This window comes from Flavobacterium sp. UW10123, from assembly GCF_040538975.1.
Classification (GTDB): Bacteria; Bacteroidota; Bacteroidia; order Flavobacteriales; family Flavobacteriaceae; genus Flavobacterium.
This window is the reverse complement of sequence record NZ_JBEWQE010000019.1, coordinates 1-21,625: the sequence shown is the minus strand read 5'-3', so window position 1 is coordinate 21,625 and position 21,625 is coordinate 1. Positions and strand designations below refer to the sequence as shown.

At 32.6% G+C, this 21,625-nt stretch carries 19 protein-coding genes and 1 tRNA gene; 6 read left to right on the top strand and 14 right to left on the bottom strand.

Annotated features, from left to right (window positions below; all coding sequences use genetic code 11):
* Positions 1–73 precede the first annotated feature (73 nt).
* The 4 genes from ABXT06_RS19560 to lon all read right to left on the bottom strand — a co-directional run bounded on the left by ABXT06_RS19560 (position 74) and on the right by lon (position 6,018).
* Complete coding sequence (locus tag ABXT06_RS19560; protein WP_354592251.1) at positions 74–1,450, bottom strand: nucleoside permease; 1,377 nt, start codon at positions 1,448–1,450, stop codon at positions 74–76.
* 69 nt (positions 1,451–1,519) lie between these two features.
* The gene (gene cmk, locus ABXT06_RS19555) at positions 1,520–2,212 is read right to left on the bottom strand and encodes a (d)CMP kinase (protein WP_354592250.1); all 693 of its coding nucleotides are present in this window, start codon (positions 2,210–2,212) and stop codon (positions 1,520–1,522) included.
* 190 nt (positions 2,213–2,402) lie between these two features.
* Positions 2,403–3,422: a type IX secretion system protein PorQ gene (porQ, locus tag ABXT06_RS19550; protein WP_354592249.1), complete on the bottom strand. Its 1,020-nt coding sequence runs from the start codon at positions 3,420–3,422 to the stop codon at positions 2,403–2,405.
* Between the two features lie 142 nt (positions 3,423–3,564).
* Positions 3,565–6,018 carry an endopeptidase La gene (gene lon, locus ABXT06_RS19545; protein ID WP_354592248.1) on the bottom strand — a complete coding sequence of 818 codons (2,454 nt, stop codon included), beginning with the start codon at positions 6,016–6,018 and terminating at the stop codon, positions 3,565–3,567.
* Between the two features lie 275 nt (positions 6,019–6,293).
* Between lon and ABXT06_RS19540 the strand changes: the two genes are divergently transcribed.
* The 4 genes from ABXT06_RS19540 to ABXT06_RS19525 are packed head-to-tail and all read left to right on the top strand — an operon-like array spanning position 6,294 to position 9,177.
* Entirely contained in the window at positions 6,294–6,848 is a 555-nt protein-coding gene (locus ABXT06_RS19540) for an RNA polymerase sigma factor (RefSeq protein ID WP_354592247.1), read from the top strand.
* 14 nt (positions 6,849–6,862) lie between these two features.
* On the top strand, positions 6,863–7,396 hold the full coding sequence (locus ABXT06_RS19535; protein WP_354592246.1) for an anti-sigma factor: 534 nt from the start codon (positions 6,863–6,865) through the stop codon (positions 7,394–7,396).
* Positions 7,380–8,438: a hypothetical protein gene (locus ABXT06_RS19530; protein ID WP_354592245.1), complete on the top strand. Its 1,059-nt coding sequence runs from the start codon at positions 7,380–7,382 to the stop codon at positions 8,436–8,438. The genes ABXT06_RS19535 and ABXT06_RS19530 overlap by 17 nt, the downstream gene beginning before the upstream one ends.
* Positions 8,439–8,457: 19 nt before the next feature.
* Complete coding sequence (locus ABXT06_RS19525; RefSeq protein WP_354592244.1) at positions 8,458–9,177, top strand: head GIN domain-containing protein; 720 nt, start codon at positions 8,458–8,460, stop codon at positions 9,175–9,177.
* A 91-nt stretch (positions 9,178–9,268) separates the two neighbouring features.
* Here ABXT06_RS19525 and ABXT06_RS19520 read toward each other — a convergent pair whose 3' ends face one another.
* The 7 genes from ABXT06_RS19520 to ABXT06_RS19490 all read right to left on the bottom strand — a co-directional run bounded on the left by ABXT06_RS19520 (position 9,269) and on the right by ABXT06_RS19490 (position 19,106).
* The gene (locus ABXT06_RS19520; RefSeq protein WP_354592243.1) at positions 9,269–10,573 is read right to left on the bottom strand and encodes an MFS transporter; all 1,305 of its coding nucleotides are present in this window, start codon (positions 10,571–10,573) and stop codon (positions 9,269–9,271) included.
* 143 nt (positions 10,574–10,716) lie between these two features.
* The gene (locus ABXT06_RS19515; RefSeq protein ID WP_111425020.1) at positions 10,717–11,526 is read right to left on the bottom strand and encodes a M48 family metallopeptidase; all 810 of its coding nucleotides are present in this window, start codon (positions 11,524–11,526) and stop codon (positions 10,717–10,719) included.
* Between the two features lie 84 nt (positions 11,527–11,610).
* Complete coding sequence (locus ABXT06_RS19510; RefSeq protein WP_354592242.1) at positions 11,611–14,010, bottom strand: glycoside hydrolase family 31 protein; 2,400 nt, start codon at positions 14,008–14,010, stop codon at positions 11,611–11,613.
* A 187-nt stretch (positions 14,011–14,197) separates the two neighbouring features.
* A complete protein-coding gene (glgB, locus tag ABXT06_RS19505; protein WP_354592241.1) occupies positions 14,198–16,105 on the bottom strand; it encodes a 1,4-alpha-glucan branching protein GlgB in 1,908 nt (635 codons plus the stop codon).
* 54 nt (positions 16,106–16,159) lie between these two features.
* Positions 16,160–17,440: a glucose-1-phosphate adenylyltransferase gene (locus ABXT06_RS19500; protein ID WP_354592240.1), complete on the bottom strand. Its 1,281-nt coding sequence runs from the start codon at positions 17,438–17,440 to the stop codon at positions 16,160–16,162.
* Entirely contained in the window at positions 17,430–18,857 is a 1,428-nt protein-coding gene (locus tag ABXT06_RS19495; protein ID WP_354592239.1) for a glycogen synthase, read from the bottom strand. The genes ABXT06_RS19500 and ABXT06_RS19495 overlap by 11 nt, the downstream gene beginning before the upstream one ends.
* Positions 18,858–18,953: 96 nt before the next feature.
* Positions 18,954–19,106, bottom strand: coding sequence for a hypothetical protein (locus ABXT06_RS19490; protein WP_354592238.1), 153 nt, complete (start codon positions 19,104–19,106; stop codon positions 18,954–18,956).
* 31 nt (positions 19,107–19,137) lie between these two features.
* Here ABXT06_RS19490 and ABXT06_RS19485 point away from each other — a divergent pair, with 31 nt between their 5' ends.
* A complete protein-coding gene (locus ABXT06_RS19485) occupies positions 19,138–19,839 on the top strand; it encodes an alpha/beta hydrolase (RefSeq protein ID WP_354592237.1) in 702 nt (233 codons plus the stop codon).
* A 48-nt stretch (positions 19,840–19,887) separates the two neighbouring features.
* Positions 19,888–20,532, top strand: a complete 645-nt coding sequence (locus ABXT06_RS19480; protein WP_354592236.1) for an endonuclease III domain-containing protein — start codon at positions 19,888–19,890, stop codon at positions 20,530–20,532.
* Here ABXT06_RS19480 and ABXT06_RS19475 read toward each other — a convergent pair whose 3' ends face one another.
* From ABXT06_RS19475 to ABXT06_RS19465, 3 genes are all read right to left on the bottom strand, one after another.
* Positions 20,533–20,967, bottom strand: a complete 435-nt coding sequence (locus ABXT06_RS19475) for a nuclear transport factor 2 family protein (protein ID WP_354592235.1) — start codon at positions 20,965–20,967, stop codon at positions 20,533–20,535.
* Between the two features lie 12 nt (positions 20,968–20,979).
* Complete coding sequence (locus ABXT06_RS19470; RefSeq protein WP_354592234.1) at positions 20,980–21,432, bottom strand: DUF1569 domain-containing protein; 453 nt, start codon at positions 21,430–21,432, stop codon at positions 20,980–20,982.
* A 107-nt stretch (positions 21,433–21,539) separates the two neighbouring features.
* Positions 21,540–21,625 (bottom strand) — tRNA-Leu (locus ABXT06_RS19465).

Here is a 21,625-nt window from a genome sequence, read left to right as displayed (position 1 = left end):
TCAATAGAATAGGCTAAAAAAAATCCTATTTTCAAAAGAGAAAATAGGATTCAAATATTTTTTATAAAAATCATTAATGACTCAAATTCTCAATCTCCTTCGGGTCATGTTTATGCTTAAATAAAATAGCAAAAGCAATAGCAATTACCAAAGCATAAAGCGCAAACGAGAGCCAGATAGTGTGCCAATCTTTCATTAAAACTGGATTTGTAAAAATTCCATCTGTAGAAATTGAGTTTCCTTGGCTCTTTACAAATTCTACCATCTTTTCATTAGAGGCGTCTGTTTGTAAAAATCCAGCTAACTCAGTTGTATTAGCAAACGATTTTGTAAAGAAACGATCAATTGCCCAACCAGAAGTCAAACTTCCTAAGACTGCTCCTACTCCATTTGTCATCATCATGAATAATCCTTGCGCAGAAGAACGAATTTTAGAATCTGTATTACTTTCTACGAATAGCGAACCTGAAATATTAAAGAAATCAAATGCCATTCCGTAAACGATACAAGAAAGGATAATCATCCATAAACCATTTACAGGATCTCCAAAAGCAAATAATCCGAAACGTAAAACCCAAGCCAACATACTGATCAACATAACTTGTTTGATTCCGAAACGTCTTAAGAAAAACGGAATTGCAAGAATAAACAATGTCTCAGAAACCTGAGAAATTGACATAATAATAGTCGAATATTGAATTACAAATGAATCTGCATATTTTGGAAAATGTTTAAATTCATCCAAAAATACATCTCCATAAGCATTTGTTAACTGAAGCGCTCCCCCTAAAAACATAGAAAAAACAAAGAAAAGAGCCATTTTGTAGTTTGCAAAAAGCTTAAATGATTCTAAACCAAAAGTTTCAATCCATGTTGCATTTTCTTTAATCAAACGCTGTGGCTCACATTTTGGCAATGTAAAAGCGTAAATTCCAAGAATTAACGCACCTATTCCAGCAATATAAAACTGATATTCAGTCGCTTTACTTCCACTTAAATTTGTAATCCACATTGCAACAATAAAACCAATTGTTCCCCAAACGCGAATTGGCGGAAAATCTTTTACAATGTTTTTGTTGTTTAATTTAAGCGAAGTATAAGAAATAGAATTACTCAAAGCAATTGTTGGCATATAACAGCACATTGCCAAAAGCATTACTATAATAAAAGTATCTGGCGTTGTCACTTGTGCAATTCCAAATAAAACAGCTGCGTATAAAATATGAAGAATTCCATACAGTTTTTCAGCGTTTACCCATCTGTCGGCAATAATTCCGGTTAATGTAGGCATAAATAAAGAAGCAATTCCCATGGTTCCAAATACTAAACCAAATTGTGTTCCTTCCCAATTTTTGGTTCCAAACCAATAATTTCCAATTGTTATAAGCCAAGCTCCCCAAACAAAAAATTGAAGAAAGCTCATAAAGATTAACCTGTTTTTAATTCCCATATAGTGAAATTGTCTTTAAAGTAAAAATGAAGCGGTAAAACTACCATTAAAAATAATATCTACAAAAAATTATATTGTTTTAACAACATCATTCACTAATTCTAAAACAGCTGCAAATTGTTCCTCTTTATTTAAGTAAGAATTATCAATCTCAATTGCATCATCTGCAATTACCAAAGGAGAATCTTCGCGGTGTGTATCCATATAATCTCTATCTACAACATTTTTTAAAACTTCTTCATAAGAGACATTATCGCCTTTTTGCTGTAACTCGTCAAAGCGTCTCTGCGCACGTGTTTCTGCACTGGCTGTCATGAAAATTTTAAGTTCTGCATTAGGAAAAACTACGGTACCAATATCTCTACCATCCATAACAATAGCTTTATTGGTTCCCATTTCTTGTTGCTGTTCTACCAATTTAGCACGAACTTCTGAAACAGTTGCTACTTGGCTAACAAAATTAGAAACCTCGATAGTTCTAATCTGTTTCTCTACATTTTCACCATTTAAATACATTTCAGCAAAACCCAAATCTGCATTAAATCTAAATTCAAGTTTAATATCGGCTAATGCTTCAATCAAAGCTTCTTTCTTAAAAAAATCTGCTCCAATTAAATTATGCCGCATAGCAAAATAGGCTACTGCACGATACATCGCTCCAGTATCTACATAAACATATTCTAGTTCTTTTGCCAATTGTTTTGCAAGAGTACTTTTTCCTGTAGATGAAAATCCGTCGATAGCAATGGTAATTTTTTTCAATTTTTTATTTTTAAATTTTTATTCTTTTAAAGACTGTTTCAAGTCATAAATAGTCAAAACTAATGCAAATGTAGCCATCTTTATTTTTATATAAAGCATCTAAATTATTTGTTTTATCAGGAATAAATTATAGAACAAAAACTTTTATTATATGGCTATAAAAAAAGGCAGATAGAACAGCTTCATGCAATTATTGAAAATTTAAAGTCAAGCCAAAAAGACTTGTATTGGCCGCCAATGTATATCTAGAATACGAATAATTAAACTTTAACTTATTCATTTTTAAACCAAAACCCAACGAAACTCCAGAAAAATTACGCTGTTCTTCTACCCTTAATTCTTCGCCTCTTCTAAAATTATACCCTAAACGAAAATTGAATGCTTTTTTAGGAAAAAGCTCCACTCCAAATGCTACGTGCCTCAAAGCATTATTTACAAATGAAACTTTTTCTGGACTTGTACTTCCGTCAATATTAGTTTCTCCCCGATTGGGATTCGAAAAAGAGATGTTCCATTGCTGCAAATTTTCTAACGAAAGATGCCAGCGAATTGGCACATGTTCTAATTCTTGCGAGATACCAGCTACGATTTCAAATGGAAGATTTTCTTTAATTCCTGAATACGTCGTAAACTGCGTTCCCATATTTCTAAACACAAGAGCAAAATTCAGGTCATTCATTTCATTTACATAGAGAAATCCCAAATCAACTGCACCACCAATCGAATTATAGCTTTCAAGAGATGAAGTTATCAATTTAGCACTTGCCCCTATATAAAAGTCTGTAAAAGGAACATTGTAAGCATATCCAAGTGATAAAGCACCTTCGCTTCCTGTAAAATTAGAAGTTGCCTGACCGTTTTCGTCATAACCTTCAAATGTGCCGTAGTTTACGTAAGTAACGCCAGCATAAAAAGTCTGAACATGTCTATCGTAAGTATAGGCATAAGATGCGGTACCGTATGAAGCTTCACCGTAATAACTTCCGTAGTTTAATGCCAAATGATTGTCCATATCTGCATTTATAAGCGCAGGATTCGACATGGCCTGATTAACGTCTTCGTCATATATCGTAATTATATCTCCTCCTAATGCGGCCTGTCTTGGCGAAGTGGTGAGATTTAAAAATTGATAGGTGTAGCGCCCTCCTACTTGTCCGAAAGAATACGAACAAATTAAGATCACAGAAAATAAAACAACTTTTTTAAGCATTTGTTTTTGGCGCACCTATTGGGGAATAACGCAACTGCAAATATAAAATTATATAACACTTAAAATAAAGTCAAATAAAAAAATTCCAAATCCCAATGAGAAAATTGGAATTTGGAATTTGACAATTTAAAGTTTTTAAAATTTACTTTAATTCTTTAGCATTTTTAACTTTTTGATCAGTCAAAGCGATTGCTAAAACTTCGCTCATTTCTTTTACATAATGAAAAGAAAGACCTTCTAAGTATTCAGCTTTTATTTCATCAATATCGCTTTTGTTTTCGTGGCAAAGAATGATTTCTTTAATTCCAGCTCTTTTAGCAGCTAAGATTTTTTCTTTGATTCCGCCAACTGGAAGCACTTTTCCGCGAAGAGTGATTTCTCCTGTCATAGCCAAGCTTTTCTTTACTTTTTTCTGAGTTAAAAGCGAAACTAATGACGTAAGCATTGCAATACCAGCGCTTGGTCCATCTTTTGGAGTTGCTCCTTCTGGAACGTGCAAATGAATGTTATATTTCTGGAACAGCTCTGTACTAATACCTAATTTCTTAGCATTTGCTTTAATGTATTCTAAAGCAATTGTAGCAGATTCTTTCATTACTGTTCCAAGATTTCCTGTAATGGTCAATGACCCTTTTCCTTCAGAAATTAAAGATTCAATGAATAGAATATCTCCACCAACACTTGTCCAAGCTAAACCTGTTACAACACCAGCAACATCATTATTTTCATATTTATCACGCTCTAATCTTGGCACTCCTAAAATTGCTACAACATCTTCATCTGTAACTTTTTTGTTGTACTCTTCTTCCATTGCAACAGATTTTGCTGCATTTCTAATTACCTGCGCAATTTTAGTTTCTAGATTACGAACACCAGATTCTCTTGTATAACCTTCAATGATTTTCTCTAATTGCTTTTTGCCAATAGTCAAATCTTTTGCAGTTAAACCGTGAGCTTCTAATTGTTTTGGAAATAAATGCCTCTTTGCAATTTCAACCTTTTCTTCAATGGTGTAGCCTGACATTTTGATTACTTCCATTCTGTCACGCAAAGCCGGCTGAATTGCTGCTAAATTATTTGAAGTAGCAATAAACATTACTTTAGACAAATCATATCCCATTTCAAGGAAATTATCATAGAAAGCATTGTTTTGTTCAGGATCTAAAACCTCTAATAAAGCTGAAGACGGATCACCGCTATTGCTATTTGACAATTTATCAATCTCGTCTAAAATAAAGACTGGGTTTGATGTTCCTGCTTTTTTCAAACTCTGAATGATACGTCCCGGCATTGCTCCGATATAAGTTTTTCTATGACCGCGAATTTCCGCTTCATCACGTAAACCTCCTAAAGAAATACGAACATATTCTCTTCCTAAGGCTTCTGCCACAGAACGGCCGATAGAAGTTTTACCTACTCCAGGAGGCCCCGTTAAACATATAATTGGTGATTTCATGTCATTTCGCAATTTTAAAACTGCCAAATGTTCAATCATTCTTTTCTTTACTTCATCAAGACCAAAATGATCTTTATCTAAAACTTTCTGCGCATGTTTCAAATCGAATTTATCTTTAGAATATTCGCCCCAAGGCAATTCTAAAAACAACTCTAAATAGTTACGCTGAATTCCAAAATCTGGAGATTGCGGATTCATACGACGCATTTTAGACAATTCTTTTTCAAAATGTTTCTGAGTTTTCTCGTCCCATTTTTTAGTTTTTGCCTTCTGCCCCATTTCGTCCATTTCCTCTTCCTGAGAAACGCCACCCAATTCTTCTTGAATGGTTTTCATTTGCTGATGAAGGAAATACTCTCTTTGCTGCTGATCTAAATCAAAACGAACTTTTGACTGAATATCGTTCTTCAATTCTAATTTTTGAAGTTCTACATTCATGTAACGTAAAGTCTCTAAAGCACGATCCTTTAATCCATTTATTGATAAAAGCCCTTGTTTCTCTTTTACGGATAAATTCATGTTTGAAGAAACAAAATTGATTAAAAACGACTGGCTTTCAATATTTTTAATCGCAAAAGTAGCTTCCGAAGGAATATTTGGACTTTCTTTAATAATCTGGATTGCCAATTCTTTTACCGAATCCAAAATAGCTGTAAACTCAGTGTCATTTTCATCTGGGCGTTCTTCAGCAACTTCTTTGATGGTTGCTGTCATATAAGGTTCTTCCGAAACAACTTCGTCAATTTCGAAGCGTTTTTTTCCTTGAAGAATAACCGTAACGTTTCCGTCAGGCATTTTAAGCACACGCAAAATACGCGCTACAGTTCCTACTTTATGAATATCATCTTTTGACGGATCTTCGTCTTCTTCATTAATTTGAGATACAACACCAATGATTTTTCCACCAGCATTAGCATCATTAATTAATTTAATTGACTTATCTCTTCCTGCAGAAATTGGAATAACAACTCCTGGAAACAATACAGTATTTCGTAAAGGTAAAATTGGAAGCGAAACAGGAAGTTCTTCATTGTTCATTTCCTCCTCGTCTTCTGGCGTCAACAAAGGGATTAATTCTGCCTCTGAGTCAAATTCTTGAAGTGACAGATTGTCAATAGTAAGTATTTTATGGTTTGACATAATAAAATATAAGTCGTTTTGTCATTAAAATTGTTATGCTACCTGTAAAAGGAGTATTGCTTATTGAAGTTTTTACTGAAAATACGTTTCGTATTTCAATTACAAGATAGGGCATAAAAATAGACAATCATTATGCCAAAAGCAAAAGAAGTCAGTTCTAAAAAATTATATTTTCACTTTCTACCAGATAAGATTAAAAAAAAATAAAATTAATTTTATAAAAGTGTAACAAACCAAAAAAAGCACAGTCCTTTATAAAAACCAAAAGCCATTACTTGAGTCAAAACAACCAAAATATCGAAGAACTGATTACGCTTTGTAAAAGCAACAATCAAAAAGCGCAATTTGAAATATACAATCGCTATTGTACGGCGATGTATAACGTGGCTTTTCGTATTGTAAAAGACGAACATTTTGCACAAGACGTCATGCAGGAAGGTTTCTTAAAAGCTTTTACAAAAATCAATGACTATAAACAAGAAGTGGCTTTTGGAGCATGGTTAAAAAAAATAATCATCAATTATAGCATCGATTTTTACAAGAAAAACAACTCTTTTCAAGTAGAAGATTTAAGTAAACAGCTTTATAAAATCGAGGAAAACGATGGAATAATTTCTGAAAATATTGACTTAAACTCTCTAAAAGTAAAACAGGTATTAGATACAATTCTACAGCTGAAAGATAATTACAGAATGGTGCTTACGCTTTTTTACATTGAAGGTTACGATCAAGAAGAAATCTGCGAAATTTTAAACATCACATACGCAAATTGCAGAACAACCTTGAGCAGAGCTAAAGACAGTTTGAGAAAAAAATTGGAAGAGATATAAAATGAATTGGAATTATGAAAAATGAAAAAGACAACTTAGACGAATTATTCAACAGATTTGAAAATCAATGGGATATTGAGGAATTAAATCCAGATCATCAGATGGATTTTCTTCAAAAACTAAACAAAAAAGAGCCTAAGAAAAGATATTGGTTCGTGACTGCTATTGCCGCTTCGATTGTATTGATGCTTGGAATATCTCTTTTTTATAAAAATGAAAAACCAAAAGAATTCAAATTTGCTTCTAAAGAGACTAAACGTACCGATTCTATTTTCAATATTCTAATTGACAACGAACTGGTTAAATTGAAAGAGAAAAACTCACCAGAAAATCAGCAGATTATTAATGATGCAATGAAGCAGATGAAAACCTTCGATGCTGATTATCAAAAAATCATCAATGAATTGCAGAAAAATGGTGAAAATAAACAGATTATTTACGCAATGATTAGTAATCTGCAAACGCGTATTTCTTTTTTACAAACCGTTTTGAAAAGAATTGAAGACAACGAAAAACTAAAAAACAGCTCTAATGAAAAAACACTATAATTTACTCATCTTATTTCTTTTGATTCCTTTCTTAGGGTTTTCAAATGATGACTCTTTTATAACGAAACAAAAAAACATTAAAAAAACGTATATCGTAAATTCGAATGCAGGTATTGATGTTGATAACAAATACGGAAACATCACTGTAACAACCTGGGATGAAGATAAAATTGATCTTGACATTACGATAAAAGTGAATGGCCCAAACGAAAATTGGGTTAACGAACGCTTAAACAGCATTGATGTAGATATCACAGCTCTTAAAAGCATGGTAACCGCAGTAACATCATTAGGAAGTTCAAATATTAAAAGCAAAGGAAGTAATAACAGTTTTGAAATCAACTATGTGATTAAAATCCCGAAAAACGGAACAATTAAACTAGCTAATAAATACGGAAATATTTCTATTCCTAATGCAGAATCTTCTACAGATATTGAGTGTAAATACGGAAAAGTTACATTGGGAAAACTAAACGGATCTAATAATCAAATCTCGATTCAATATTGTCAAAATTCAAGTATAGAATATATAAAAGCAGGAAATATTGACGCTAGATATTCGAATCTTAAAATTAATGATTCTGGCAATCTAAATCTAAATGCAAGCTATACTGACGTCAATTTAAATGACGGTCAAAACATTAAGGCAGATTGTAATTATGGAACGTTTAAGTTTCAAAAAATCAATTCCTTAAACGGTTCAGGAAATTATCTTACTTTTATTATTGGAGAAGTGTCAAGCAACTTTAGTTATGATACCAATTACAGTAAAATCAGTATTGGAACAGTGACTGAAAAAGCCGGAAACATTACAATAAACTCAGGATATACAGATATTACAATTGGGTATGTTCCAAACTACGCTTTTGACTTTGACATTTCTGCGAGATATTCAAACATTAAACATGATAATTCTTTAGAAATTTCAGTTTCTGAGGTCAAAAGTAACAGTAAAAGAATAGCAGGTTTTTACAAGAAAAAAGGCCAAAATAAAGTTAATATCAATTCTAACTATGGAAATATTTCGTTAACAAAAAAATAATCATCTAAAAATCAATACAATGAAAAAGTCAATTTTACTATTAGCATTAGCTGCATTTTTTGCAAATAGCACAGTTAATGCGCAAAACAAAGTACAAGGTAACGGAAAGATAGTTACCGAAACAAGATCTACTGGAGATTACGACGGTATTAAAATAGCAGGTTCTTTTGATGTGGATTTAGTATCAGGAAAAGAGGGAAAAATTACCCTTAAAGGAGAAGAAAATTTATTAGCCGTTATCAAAGTTGAAGTTGAAGATAATTCGCTAAAAATTTATGTAGAAAAAGGCACTCAAATCCGTACAAGTAATGGTAAAATTCAAGTTACCGTTCCATTTGAAAAAATTTCTGAATTAAGTTTAGCTGGTTCAGGAGATATTCAGTCGAAAGACGTAATCAAAAATGATAACCTTGCAGTAAAATTGTCTGGTTCAGGAAATTTCAATCTGCCAGTTGATACAAATAACTTAGAACTACATGTAAGCGGATCTGGAAATATTCATTTAAAAGGAACTGCAGACAAACTTACAACTAAACTTTCTGGTTCTGGTGATATTGACGCTTCGAGCTTAAAATCTAAAGTTGTGGAAGCAAATGTTTCTGGATCAGGAAATAGCAAAGTAACTTGTGCCGAAAGTATTACAGCTAGAGTTGCTGGTTCTGGAAATATAAAATATATAGGAAATCCTGAGAAAAGAGATGTAAAAGTTTCTGGATCTGGAACTATTACAAAAGGTTAATTTTCTAAAAAAATATCACGAATTACAAAAGAAATCATCAATCAAACAATCCTTGCAATTCGTGATATTGGTTATTGCAAAAGACGTTTCATTAATTTGAAACGTCTTTTTTATGTACTCTTCTTAAAAGGAAAATTGACGTTACAAAGAATATCGCTAAAATCACAATAGCCGCACGTGGACTTCCCGTAATCTGATCAATAATTCCGTAAACACACATTCCGATTACAATTCCTATTTTTTCCGCTACATCATAAAAACTAAAGAATGATGCTGTATCTTCTGTTTCTGGTAATAGTTTTGAATAAGTCGAACGTGATAAAGCTTGAATACCCCCCATTACAAATCCAACAATGGTTGCCATAATATAAAAATGAAGTGGTAATGTCATGAAATAAGCCATAGCACAGAATACGGCCCATATACCATTAATAAAGATTAAAGTGGGAACATTCCCCCATTTCGCTGAAGCCCTTGAAGTAAGAAGAGCGCCAAAAACAGCTACTATTTGAATTAATAAAATACAAAATATTAAACCTATTGTACTTTCTTCTTTTGATGACCATTCAATTTCCTGTGCTCCAAAATAAGTAGCAACCAACATTACAGTTTGCACTGCCATACTGGAAACGAAAAATCCTCCTAAATATCTTCTTAAAGGAACATTGTCATTTAATAAACCCCAAACCTTTTTTAATTCTTTGAAACCATTAAAAACAACATCTTTTGTTAGTTTCTGTCCTGTTTCTTTACTGCCTCTTGGCAAATAATAATAAGTATATTGGCTAAATAAAATCCACCATACTCCTACCATTACGAAAGAATAACGCATTGCTTCCATTCTTGCAATATCATTTTCAGCTCCCATTATCATCCATAAATTGATGCCCAACAAAAGAACACTTCCTATATATCCTAAAGAATATCCTTTCGCACTAATTCTATCTTGCTGTTCCTCGAAAGCAATATCTGGAAGATAAGAATTATAGAAAACCAAACTTCCCCAATATCCTAATAATCCAAGGAAATAAAATGCTAATCCAACATAAATGTTTTCAAGATCAAACCAATATAATCCCATACATGATAAAGCTCCCATGTAACAGAAAAATTTCATGAAAGATTTTTTATTTCCTACGTAATCGGCAATTCCTGATAATAGTGGAGAAATGAAGGAAACTACTAAAAACGCAGCCGCAGTAATAAAACTAATTAAAGCCGAATTTTTAAGATGCATTCCGAAAACATCGATGTAATGATCACGATCACTGAATAAAGCTTCGTAAAAAATTGGAAAAACAGCAGAAGCAATTGTCAAAGTATAAACAGAGTTTGCCCAATCATAAAATGCCCAAGCATTTAAAAGCTTCTTATCTCCTTTTTGTAGGTTTTTCATAGAAATGGTTTTGTTAATAGGCTACGAATTTATCTAATTTTTATCATAATCAGATAGAAATTATCTAATTCGTTCATTAATAAATTATAAACAAAAAAGCTATTCTTTATGAATAGCTTTTCTAAATATTCTAAAAATATATTTTATTTAATAGTTCCTACTTTAAGCGCAATTGCTTTTGCTTCTGGAATTAAAGCTTTGATGTTTGCAATTCTTGTTGCATCAGATGGGTGGGTACTCATAAATTCAGGTGTAGAAGCCCCACCAGATTTAGCAGCCATTCTGCTCCAAAATGCTACAGCATCATCTGGATTGTAACCTGCGATTGCCATTAAAGTCAAACCAATTTTATCAGCTTCACTTTCGTTGCTTCTGCTAAATGGAAGCATAACTCCTACTTCAGAACCAATTCCGTATGCTTGTGCAAATATTTGTTGTGTTGCTTCAGATTTTCCGCTAGTCGCCGCTCCTAAAGCTGCACCCCCTATTTGCTGTAATTGTGCTGCAGACATTCTTTGTGCTCCATGGTTTGCTAAAGCGTGAGAAACTTCATGTCCCATCACAGTCGCCAATCCAGACTCATTTTGCGTAACTGGCAAAATACCAGAATAAACTACAATTTTACCTCCTGGAAGACACCACGCATTTACTTCTTTATTATCAACCAATTTATACTCCCAGCGATAATCTTTCAAGTATTGGGTCTGTCCTAAATAATTTAAATATTTTTCTGCAGCAGCTTTTATCTTAAACCCTACAGTTTCCACAAGTTTTGCATCTGCTGTTCCCGTAATAACTTTGTTCTCAGTTAAAAACTGGCTATATTGCTGAAAAGAAGATGGAAATAATTCGCTATTTGAAACAAAATTCAAGTTTTGTTTCCCAGTAATTGGATTTGTTGCACACCCCATCATAAGTGCTCCAAAAACTCCTAAAAACACATACTTTTTCATAATTTGAGCTATTTTAGTAACAAAAATACGATTAAAAAAGATAAAATGTTTTATACATTACGGCAAAAAAATATCAAAATTTAACTAATCTCCAATAATATGCAGCTCATTAAACTCTTTATCAACAATCAAGAAATTATTTAAATCAAAATTAATTTTATCAAATTCAATTTTTTCATTGTCAATTTCAATTTCTGCAACTTTAAATGGAAGTCCTATTAAATTGATTTTATACTTAGAATACGGAGTTTCGTATTTTCCTTCTTTGTGAAGCTGAATAATTAGCTCTTTTTCTTTCCCAATATTTCTCAGTGACAAATAGCTGTAACGTCCCTTCTTATAATCATAACCATCTTGGGCGTCTTCATAAACTGCCGACTGTTCTTTGCCGTTTTTATAATAAACATCAAGTGTAAGCTCATCAAATTCTAATTCGCCTACATATTGCTGAACCGGATATTTAGGAATAATAGCACCAGCTTTTACAAAAACCGGAATCTCATCAAATTTACTATCAATCCAGATTTCTCTTCCACCAATAAAAAACTCATTTGTCCAATAGTTATACCATTCTCCTCTAGGAATATACATACGTCTACCTACAGCGTTAGGTTCAAGTATTGGGCATACTAAAATTTGATTTCCGAAAATAAATTCATCATTACGATAATGCGTCTGTGTATCGTCCTGATCAAAGTAAACTAATGGTTTTAGCATTGGAACTCCTTCTTCAATATATTGCCAAAACATGGTATATAAATAAGGAAGTAATTGATAGCGAAGGCTGACAAACTTTCTAGTGATATTAATCACTTCTTCGTCAAATGACCACGGTTCTTGATTTCCGTGATCTCCTGAAGAGTGTGTTCTACAAAACGGATGAAAAACGCCTAATTGAATCCAACGAGCATACAACTCGCCTGAAGGCTGTTCTGCAAATCCTCCAATGTCAGAACCAGTAAATCCCATTCCAGAAATAGACATTCTCTGCACTTGTATATTTGCAATCCATAAATGTTCCCAAGTTGCTACATTATCCCCTGTCCAAGAAGAAGTATATCGTTGTGCTCCAGAATAAGCCGATCTCGTTATTACAAATGGACGTTTCGGATAAGCAAATCGTTTCACACCATGATAAGTTGCTCTTGCCATCTGCGTTCCATAAATATTATGAGCTTTTCTATGACTGCAAGGATTACCATCGTAAAAATGGCGGACATCCATGGGAAATGTTTTATTTGGAACTTCCATTACTGCAGGTTCATTCATATCATTCCAAACTCCCTTCACTCCTATTTCTGAAACTAATTCTTTAAATAAGCCAGCCCACCATTCTCTAACTGCGGGATTTGTATAATCAGGAAAATTACATTCACCTGGCCAGACTTTTCCCTTCATATAAGGTCCGTCGGCTCTTTTGCAGAAATAATCTTTTTCTAAAGCTTCCTTGTAAACCCAGTAATCTTTGTCAATTTTAATTCCGGGATCAATAATTACAACACTTTTAAAACCATCTTCGGCTAATTCAGCGACCATTTTTTTTGGGTCTGGAAAATAGTTTTTATTCCAAGTAAAACATCGAAAGCCATCCATATAATCAATGTCCAAATAAATGGCGTCACACGGAATCTGTAGCTCTCTAAATTTTGAAGTGATTTCTTTTACTTTACTTTCTGGATAGTAACTCCATTTACATTGATGATAGCCTAAAACCCAAAGTGGCGGTAATTCTGGTTTTCCAGTTAAATCGGTATAAGTAGTTACAACATCTTGCATTTGCGGGCCATAAATGAAATAATAGTTCATTTCGCCGCCTTCTGCCCAAAAACTGGTAATATTTCTTCTTTCCTGACAAAAATCGAAGAAAGTTCTAAAAGTATTGTCAAAAAATATTCCGTAAGACTGTTTGTTGTGCAAGCCAATGTAAAACGGAACAACTTTATATAAAGGTTCCTGATCTTTTTGGTAAGCATATTGATCTGTAGCAAAATTTTCAACTCTTTTGCCTTTCAGATTCATTTGAGTCGCTTTATCTCCAAGACCATAATAACACTCTCCGTCTTTAGAGTATTTGCTCATTTTTACAATATTTCCTCCATACTCATAGCTTTCTTCCCAATGAAAACCAAGTTCGTCTTCTAGAATTAGAAAATCGTTTAAATCATAAATGGAGAGACGAAGATCTGCTTTTTGGATTTTACATTTTACTTTGCTTGTTCTAATCTGAAAATAAGTTTCTTCTTCGGTAAGTTCCAAAAAATTATAGCCATGAAGCTGGGTTTTATCAATCGCATATGAGAAATCATTACTAAAGTATCCTTTTGTAGTAAAACGAAATCGGATTAGACTATCACGAAGAATAGTAACTTTTAAAATTACTTTGTTGTCGGTGTTAAAGAAAATAGAATCTCCTTCATGTTCATAAGAGACAATTTTTGATGGGTATAAATCGCCTTTGTATTCTAATGATGTGTTTGTAATCATATCTCAAATGAATTAATTTAACATTTTCCTTCTATTCAAACATACAAAAAAAGTTCGTAACACCCTATGAATAAAAGGTTTATTAACGAAAACGTTTTTTCTGAATGAGTTTCAAATTACAAAACAAAAAATCAGCAATTTGATAATTTTAAAACGATATAATGACAAAATCTTAGTTGAAGATTTTTTATTCAATCAAAGAATATACAGTAACACTTAAAGGTGGTAAAATTAATGCAACAGAAAAATCTCTTCCATCATAAGCGATTGCTTCTATTTTTAATGATTTAGAATTTTCTAAACCGCTTCCGCCATAAATTACAGCATCGCTATTAAAAATCTCTTTCAACTTTCCTTTTTTTGGAATACCTATTCTATAATTCTCTCTAACAACTTGAGTAAAATTACAGACCACAATTAAATTCTCATCGGGATTATTCCCTTTTCGGATGTAAGATAAAATCGCATTTTGGTGATCTGAATAATTAATCCATTCAAAACCATCGCCTCTAAATTGTTTTTCGTACAATGCGGGTTGCGATTTATACAATTGATTCAAATCTGTAATCAATCTTGTTACTCCTGAATGAAAGTTATATTGCAGCAAATGCCAGTCTAAACTTTGTTCAAAATTCCACTCAGAAGTTTGACCAAATTCAGCTCCCATAAACAAAAGTTTTGTTCCGGGATGTGTAAACATATAGCCATACAACAATCTCAAATTTGCAAAACGCTGCCATTCGTCGCCAGGCATTTTATAAATAAGGGAATTTTTGCCATACACAACTTCGTCATGTGAAAACGGAAGCATAAAATTTTCAGTAAAAGCATAAGTCATCGAAAAAGTCAATTCATTCTGATGATATTTTCTATAGACCGTTTCTTTTTGAAAATATTTTAAAGTATCGTGCATCCACCCCATCATCCATTTCATTCCAAAACCTAAACCACCTATAGAAGTAGGTCTCGAAACCATTGGAAACGAAGTACTTTCTTCTGCAATAGTCTGAACTCCATCAAAATTAGAATAAATTACTTCATTAAATTCTTTAAGAAAACTAATTGAGTCCAGATTTTCTCTTCCTCCAAAAATATTAGCTTCCCATTCGCCATCTTTTCTAGAATAATCCAAATAAAGCATAGAAGCTACAGCATCAACTCTAAGTCCGTCGATGTGATAATTTTGAAGCCAAAAAACGGCGTTACTGATTAGAAAAGCTCGAACTTCATTTCTTCCGTAATTGAAAACAAGGCTTTTCCAATCTGGATGATATCCTTTTCTTCGATCTGGATGTTCGTACAAATGAGAACCATCAAAAAAACCTAATCCGTGGGCATCATCAGGAAAATGAGACGGAACCCAATCTAAAATTACTCCAATTCCTTCTTGATGCAATTTATCAACCAAAACCATAAAGTCCTGTGGTTTTCCGAAACGAGAAGTGGGTGCAAAATAACCTGTTAATTGATATCCCCAAGAAGGATCATAAGGATATTCCATAATTGGCATGAACTCAACATGCGTAAAGCCAGTTTCTTTTACATATTTGACTAAATCATCTGCAAGTTCCAAATAAGTCAAGAAACGATTATGTTCAGCTCTTTTCCAAGATCCTAAATGTACTTCATAAACCGAATATGGCTTGTCTAATGCATTATAATCCTGACGTTTTTGCATCCAATTTTCATCCTTCCACTTATAATCCAAATCCCAAACTACAGATGCCGTATGAGGCGGTTTCTCACAATAAAGAGCAAAGGGATCGGCTTTTTCGGTAATTACACCATTTATATTGGATTGAATTTTATACTTATAAAGTGCTCCTTTTGAAATATCAGGAATAAATCCTTCCCAAATTCCAGAAGAATCCCAACGTACATTTAGATTATGTTCGTCCTGAGTCCAATAATTGAAATCGCCAACAACAGAAACCGACTGTGCAGTTGGAGCCCAAACTGCAAAATAAACGCCTTTAACTCCGTTCACCTCAGTTAAATGAGCACCTAATTTTTCATATAATCTGAAGTGTTTTCCAGCTTTAAATAAATCTATATCAAAATCGGCAAAAAGAGAGTGTGGGATTACTTTATTCATATTTGTTCTTTAAGGCGATTGGAATTTGGAATTTTTATATTGTTTTTTCAGATTTTATTCAATTCTAAAATTATCAGAAAGAGTAACTCCTTTTTTAATAACTACGATTCCATCTTTTATGCTGTACAATTCATTCGTGAAATTATCTAAATGTTTGCCGCCACTAATATGAACGTTGTTTCCAATACGGACATTTTTATCAATCAAAGCGTTATTTATAAAGCAGTTTTCGCCAATTCCGACATGAATTTTATTAATACTGCTTTCATGATTTAATTCGTCAAGATCCTGATAAAAGTCATTCCCCATAACGTAGCAATTTTCCAAAACAGTTCCTTCGCCAATTCTAGAACGAATACCAATTACAGAACTTTTTATTTCTTTGGCATTAATAATACAGCCTTCAGAAATTAAAGATTGATTGATAATCGAATTTCTAAATTTAGACGGCGGCAGTAATCTTGGCCTTGTAAAGATTTTATTTTCATTATCAAACAAATTAAACTCTGGAATATCTGCGGTTAAACCAATATTCGCCTCAAAAAATGACTCAATATTTCCAATATCAGTCCAATATCCTTCATATTGATAACTCAGTATTTTATGTTTTCCGACAGATTGCGGAATGATTTCTTTACCAAAATCTTTTGTTTCTTGATCTGCCATTAATTCTTCTAGCAATGATTTATTGAAAATATAAATCCCCATTGATGCTAGATATTTTTTGCCTTTTTCCTGCATTTGCTCACTCACTTCAGATTCCCATTCTGGCAATAACGAAGCATGCGGTTTTTCGATAAAAGCATGGATATTATTCTCATGATCGGTTTTAAGAATGCCAAATTCCGGCGCATCTTTAGCATTTACAGGCAAAGTTGCAATAGAAATTTCAGCATCTGCGGCAATGTGAGCTTCCAGCATTTCATTAAAATCCATTTGATATAATTGATCTCCTGAAAGAATTAAAGCGTGATCGAAATCGTGTTTTAAAAAATGCGACATACATTGTCTCACAGCATCTGCCGTACCTTGAAACCAAGTTGGATTATCTGGAGTTTGTTCAGCTGCCAATATATCAACAAAAGACTGACTAAAAATACTGAAATTAAAAGTGTTTTTAATGTGAGCATTTAGAGATGCCGAATTAAATTGTGTCAAAACAAATATTTTAAAAATATCAGAATTGATGCAATTCGAAATCGGGATATCAACCAAACGATATTTTCCTCCAATCGGGACTGCCGGTTTTGATCTTGTTTCTGTTAATGGAAATAAACGTGAACCTTGTCCACCTCCTAAAATAATGGCGACTACATTTTTCTTTTTAAATTTCATCTTGCTGAATTATTAAGTTGTATATTTCGATATATTCTTGGCAAACTCTTTCCCAGGAATGATCTGCTGACATTCCTCTTTTTAAAACTTTATTGAAGTTTATTTTATCCTCATACAACCTAACAGCACGATTTATTGAATAGCATATATCAGCCACAGAAGCTTGATCATGACAAACCCCGTTTCCTTCATCTCCAAAATCAATAACCGTATCTCTTAATCCTCCCGTTCTTCTAACTATCGGAATTGTTCCGTATCGCATCGCATACATCTGATTCAATCCGCAAGGTTCTACCCTAGAAGGCATTAAAATATAATCTGAACCCGCATAAATCAAATGCGCTAAATCTTCATTATAACCTATAAAAACATTGTAATTTCCTTTATAATCATTCCTTAATTGAGTCAACTGTGATTCAATTTCAGCATTTCCAGAACCTAGAACCAAAATATTAATTTCTTCAAAATGTTCTGATAAAGCCAAAGCAGAAGCGTGCGGAAGCAAATCGCCTCCTTTTTCCTCAAACAATCTGCCAATGAAGCTAAATAATGGTTTCGTAGGATCTAAATCAAATTCTTCACACAACTTTTCTTTGTTTATTCTTTTTCCTGTTTCAAAATCTTCAATTGAATAATTTCCAGCAATTCTTCCATCCGTCATCGGATTCCAAACTTCAATATCGATTCCATTTAAAATTCCTCTCGATTTATTTCGAACAGAATTAAACAACGATTCTAAACCATTTGCCGAAATATTAATTTCATTCAAATAACTAGGAGAAACTGTAGTCACAGCATTTGCGCATTTAATTCCTACAGCTAAAGAATTAATAGAATTACTCCATTCTAAAAATCCAACATGTTTTAAATCAAATTCTGGCAGATAATACAGTTTATCAAAACCAAACCATCCCTGATACAAACCGTTATGAATTGTTATTGCGGTTTTTACCTCTTTTAAACTTTCATATTTATAAGCAAACTGCAATAAAAATGGAATAACGCCTGTGTGATGATCATGGCAATTAATAATGTCAGGAATTTTATTTCGCGCAATAATCCAATCAAGTGTAGCAATTTGAAAAGACAAAAATCTTTCTATATCATCTTCGTATCCATAAACATTCGGACGATTAAATAATTCATTAATTTCTATTAGATACAGTTCATAACCGAGTTTATCTGTAGTTTCCTTTAAAACACTGAACGGAAAATTAAAACTTCCTAATTTAACGGTTCCCAAATGCACACATTCGAAATCATTTTCATTTCTAAATTTTGTGTCGTAGCAAGGAATTACAACTCTAACATCATGCCCTGCAGACTGCTGGTATTTTGGCAATGCTCCAACCACATCTCCCAAACCGCCAACCTTTGCAACGGGATAACATTCTGCACTAATATGAAATATTTCCATTTAAGAAATTAATTTATGATTATAGATAGAAGCAGTCAATTATATACTATTTTTATGCTTTTTAAATTTAGCAAAAAAACAAGCAAAATCCTTCTTTTAAATCAGTTTTATTGAAATGGCAAAAAAGGCAATTAATCCTACTAAATCATTAAAAATTCCAAAGATTATTATAATTTCTGCGAAAATTTGCGCATTTATATCAACAAAATTAGTTACAAAATTTGCAGCAAAAATATTTACAACACCCATAAAGCATAAAGTTCCAAAACGTGAATTGGAAATGGACGCCAAAAGTCAGCAAAAGTTAATTTACGTTCCTGCTATTGATAAGAGCATAGTTACTTATTTGTACGGACAAAGTAAGCGTAAAGTTTTATTAGTTCATGGCTGGTCAGGAAGAGGAACACAACTTTTTAAAATTGCCGATGAACTTTTGGCAAATGGTTATTCTACAACTAGCTTTGATGCTCCGGCTCACGGAAAATCAAAAGGCACTACAACTATAATGTCTGAATTTATAGCTTCAATTTTAGAAATAGAAAATCAATTTGGTCCTTTTGAAATTGCAATTGGGCATTCTTTGGGAGGAATGTCTGTTTTAAATTCTCTTAAAGATGGTCTTCAAGTAAAAAAGGCAATCATTATCGGAAGCGGCGATATTGTTCAGGATATCTTGGATGAATTTATTTTTAAATTAGGATTAAAAAAAGAGATTAGCAATCATCTAAGAGATTATTTCGAAGATATTTATAAAGTTAAAATGGACGATTTTTCAGCTTATAAAGCTGCGCAAAAAGTTAAGATTCCTGTTTTGGTAATGCATGACAAAGATGATCCAGAAGTTTCTGTTAAGGCAGGAATGCATATTCATGAAAATCTTGAAAATAGCTCATTGTTTTTAACTGAAGGTCTTGGTCATAGAAAAATTTTAGGAAATCATAGTGTCATTAAAAAAATCCTTGAATTCATACAAAATTCGTAAATTTATAATTATAAAACGCTAATTTTCAAAATCTTAAATTTAAACAAAATGGATTTATTTGAACAAACTTCGGATTGGGAAACAAAATTAAAACCCATTTTAAAAAAGTATAAAGGAAAGAAACATCCTCTGGAATATCAAAACACCTATCAATTACTTGTTATGGTAATTCTTTCTGCACAAGATTCTGATGCTAATATAAATAATATAGCACCCAAATTATTCGAAAAATATCCAACATTAAAAAGTATATCAGAAACCGATATAGAAACTTTTACATCGCATATCACTAAAGTTCGAAATTATACCACAAAGGCACAATGGATTCTAGATATTGCAAAAACTATTAAAGAAGACACAAATATTCCATTAACCATGTCAGGATTAACAGCCTTAAAAGGTGTTGGAAGAAAATCTGCGAATGTTATTCTGAGAGAATCAAATAAACCAGCTGAAGGAATTATCGCTGACCTACACGTTATTCGTGTTGCCCCAAGAATCGGAATTATAAAAGAAAGTAAAGACGGAAACAAAGTCGAAAAGGACTTAATGCAGGTTTTACCTAAAAATATTTGGTCTGAAATAGGAATGGCAATTTCTTTTCTTGGAAGAGAGACCTGCAGACCAAAACCTAAATGTCTTGAATGCTTATTAGCAGATATTTGCTTTTACTATAATACAGAAGTAATCTAACTATTTCCTTCTGGTATCGATCAGATAAATAATCTTCCAAGAATCTTTTTCTTTAAATAATGTGAAAGCATTCACTCCTGTGTGGTTTAATTTTTCATTGATATAAAATTCATACGGAGTCCAAACATGTGCCATAGTTCCGTCTATCTGAATACTATAACTTAATATTTTCTCTTGAAATTTCATACTCAAAGGAATTGAAGCAATAGATTTATAAAATTCTTTAGTGCTTTCATTAGACAACTTATTTCCTTTAACAGCGCTTTCACTAATTGATTGCAATATCATTTTATCTGCACAAACTAATTTAATCTTTGCTGAGTCTCTCTGGTGAAACCCTTCAAAAAAAGATTCAATGCATTTTTGTACTTCTTGTTTTTGAGCATTAGATGATAATCCCAAAAGAAGAAAAAAGAAAATTATATACGTTTTCATCGCTAAAAAAAATTACACACCAAATTGAGAAAAATGATGGTCTAAATGTTTAGCAAACATATTATTCCATTCTTTAGAAGACAATTTACCAAAAGAAAGTGATTCTTTCCCTTCAAACTCTTTTTCACCTAATTCTTGCGTTTTTTGAATATAGGCAATCAATCTGTTTTTTTCTAGCTCAAAATCACGATCTCCTTTAATAATAAATTGCGGAGCTGTACTAAGATTTCTTGGATAAGGAGTTTCACTTACTACTTTGTTTTTAGCCAATACTTTTAGAAGAAACTTCATCAAAACATTTGGCTTAGGATGAATGTTATCATAAACCATTTCATAAGTAACATTACAATGCGCTAACATCTGATCTATAGACATTTTGCCCCAAAGTGGCTGTGTATTATCTGTAAGCTGATTAAGTCTATTTATAAATTGATCACAATCTTTTTTAAGAAAAACATTTTGCATGGTCTACAAATATTAAAATAGTATCGTAAAAATATAAAAATTAGAGTTTGAACTCAATTTAATCCAAAAAAAAACTTCAATTAGCAAAAAGCTAATTGAAGTTTTAGTACTCAGAGCGGGACTTGAACCCGCACGAACATTGCTGTTCACTGGATTTTAAGTCCAGCGTGTCTACCAATTTCACCATCCGAGC

Excerpts from the sequence above, each read along its gene's own strand:
- porQ (WP_354592249.1), bottom strand. The coding sequence starts at position 3,422 with ATGCTTAAAAAAGTTGTTTTATTTTCTGTGATCTTAATTTGTTCGTAT.
- lon (WP_354592248.1), bottom strand. The coding sequence starts at position 6,018 with ATGTCAAACCATAAAATACTTACTATTGACAATCTGTCACTTCAAGAA.
- ABXT06_RS19525 (WP_354592244.1), top strand. The coding sequence starts at position 8,458 with ATGAAAAAGTCAATTTTACTATTAGCATTAGCTGCATTTTTTGCAAAT.
- ABXT06_RS19485 (WP_354592237.1), top strand. The coding sequence starts at position 19,138 with ATGGACGCCAAAAGTCAGCAAAAGTTAATTTACGTTCCTGCTATTGAT.
- ABXT06_RS19500 (WP_354592240.1), bottom strand. The coding sequence starts at position 17,440 with ATGAAATTTAAAAAGAAAAATGTAGTCGCCATTATTTTAGGAGGTGGA.
- ABXT06_RS19490 (WP_354592238.1), bottom strand. The coding sequence starts at position 19,106 with ATGGGTGTTGTAAATATTTTTGCTGCAAATTTTGTAACTAATTTTGTT.
- ABXT06_RS19530 (WP_354592245.1), top strand. The coding sequence starts at position 7,380 with ATGAAAAAACACTATAATTTACTCATCTTATTTCTTTTGATTCCTTTC.
- ABXT06_RS19515 (WP_111425020.1), bottom strand. The coding sequence starts at position 11,526 with ATGAAAAAGTATGTGTTTTTAGGAGTTTTTGGAGCACTTATGATGGGG.
- ABXT06_RS19475 (WP_354592235.1), bottom strand. The coding sequence starts at position 20,967 with ATGAAAACGTATATAATTTTCTTTTTTCTTCTTTTGGGATTATCATCT.
- ABXT06_RS19470 (WP_354592234.1), bottom strand. The coding sequence starts at position 21,432 with ATGCAAAATGTTTTTCTTAAAAAAGATTGTGATCAATTTATAAATAGA.
- ABXT06_RS19510 (WP_354592242.1), bottom strand. The coding sequence starts at position 14,010 with ATGATTACAAACACATCATTAGAATACAAAGGCGATTTATACCCATCA.
- ABXT06_RS19535 (WP_354592246.1), top strand. The coding sequence starts at position 6,863 with ATGAAAAATGAAAAAGACAACTTAGACGAATTATTCAACAGATTTGAA.
- glgB (WP_354592241.1), bottom strand. The coding sequence starts at position 16,105 with ATGAATAAAGTAATCCCACACTCTCTTTTTGCCGATTTTGATATAGAT.
- ABXT06_RS19520 (WP_354592243.1), bottom strand. The coding sequence starts at position 10,573 with ATGAAAAACCTACAAAAAGGAGATAAGAAGCTTTTAAATGCTTGGGCA.
- ABXT06_RS19495 (WP_354592239.1), bottom strand. The coding sequence starts at position 18,857 with ATGGAAATATTTCATATTAGTGCAGAATGTTATCCCGTTGCAAAGGTT.
- ABXT06_RS19480 (WP_354592236.1), top strand. The coding sequence starts at position 19,888 with ATGGATTTATTTGAACAAACTTCGGATTGGGAAACAAAATTAAAACCC.
- ABXT06_RS19560 (WP_354592251.1), bottom strand. The coding sequence starts at position 1,450 with ATGGGAATTAAAAACAGGTTAATCTTTATGAGCTTTCTTCAATTTTTT.